This is a genomic window from Streptomyces incanus (genome assembly GCF_042656345.1).
GTDB classification, from domain to species: Bacteria; Actinomycetota; Actinomycetes; order Streptomycetales; family Streptomycetaceae; genus Streptomyces; species Streptomyces incanus.
The window spans coordinates 1-1262 of record NZ_JBHSPC010000129.1 but is presented as its reverse complement, the minus strand read 5'-3'; the positions used below and the strand labels follow the sequence as shown (position 1 = coordinate 1262).

General features: G+C 64.5%; 2 protein-coding genes. One reads left to right on the top strand and one right to left on the bottom strand.

Annotation, left to right across the window (positions count from 1 at the left end; all coding sequences use genetic code 11):
- Nucleotides 1-287 precede the first annotated feature (287 nt).
- Nucleotides 288-704 (top strand): hypothetical protein, encoded by a 417-nt coding sequence (locus ACFP2V_RS33760; protein WP_381219088.1) that lies wholly within the window; start codon nucleotides 288-290, stop codon nucleotides 702-704.
- A gap of 239 nt (nucleotides 705-943) precedes the next feature.
- Here ACFP2V_RS33760 and ACFP2V_RS33755 read toward each other — a convergent pair whose 3' ends face one another.
- On the bottom strand, nucleotides 944-1120 hold the full coding sequence (locus ACFP2V_RS33755; RefSeq protein ID WP_381219087.1) for a hypothetical protein: 177 nt from the start codon (nucleotides 1118-1120) through the stop codon (nucleotides 944-946).
- Nucleotides 1121-1262 lie beyond the last annotated feature (142 nt).

The window sequence follows — 1262 nt, the reverse complement described above, 5'->3', positions numbered from 1 at the left end:
ATGCCACCGGCCTACACCCGTCAGAGACAACCGGCACCCTGAACCGAAAGCCTCAGAAGGCGAGGTCAAACAGCGGAGGGGGAGGCTCCCGAACATCACTGTCCGTCACACCATCAGGGCATGAACACGTCTCCGCTGACGAATACGCGACACCTCAACATGTGGGTCTACCAGTCCCGGGGCTGATACACCACTCCAGCGGACGTTACCCTCACGATCCTTGACAGATGCACATCAATTGTGATTCGATCATCACTCTTTGTGCCTGAACATGAGGAGATCTTGACGTGAAGTTCACTAGGGGACTGGTTCGAACCGCCGGAGTTGTTACCGCGGCCGTCGCTCTCACCATCGGCGCCGCATCGACGTCGAGCGCCGCCACGGCTAGGGCGTCCTGTTCGACTACAGGCGCCTCGGGTGCCATGTCGATAAATTTCGGCTCGCCCTTCGACAAGATGCCCGTCTCCCTCAGCGTCACGGACACGTCTGCCGATGGCCACCACGTCCGGGTGCGACTGGTCACCCAGAAGAGCGATTACAACAAGGTCTACTGGCGCTGGCACTCGCTGACGGCTGGCTCAGGTAAGAGCCTGTCGATCGACACCAGTGCTCAGGACAATCAGGGGATCTACAATGCGGCCGTCCAGGTTGCACGCTTCGAGGGCGACACAATGCTCAACTCCTGCACCAGCAACTGGGCCTAGCCTCGATCTCGGGTTGGCCGTCCGTAGTGTGCTGTAGGGCGTCGAGCGAGGTGACTACGCCCCGGTCAGCGTCCACGCGACGATGGTCGAACGGTCCGCATCCGGCCTGATGCGGTCGCCCGCTGGCCGCAAGGCCACCGGATCCACAGCGACCGTCAGAACGCGAACTGACCCCGTCTCGTCTGGGTGACACACGAGGGCCCGCGCCAGTGCTGGCGCGGGCCCTTCTCTGCGTCCGGCTACCGCCTGCTGCCCCGGTGGAAGCCCTGGCTTGCTGCTGAGCGGGCGGCGGCATGACGGAGCCGCCGGGCTTCCTCCGGGATCGCGGCGACGTCGTCCAGGGCGGCCCGGATGGTGTCCGCGTCCGCCGACAGACGGCCCGTGCTGCGCTCGTAGTCGGCGAGGAGCTCGTTCACGAGGCCGGTCAGCCGGGTGATGCGCGGGTCCCGCAGCCGTTCGAGCGGGACCTGGACGTAGGTCTCCTCGAAGGCCCCGTGGTCCTAGGGCCTGTGTGAGGTCGTGATCAGTATTCGCTTTCCGCTGACGTACCGGGGCGGA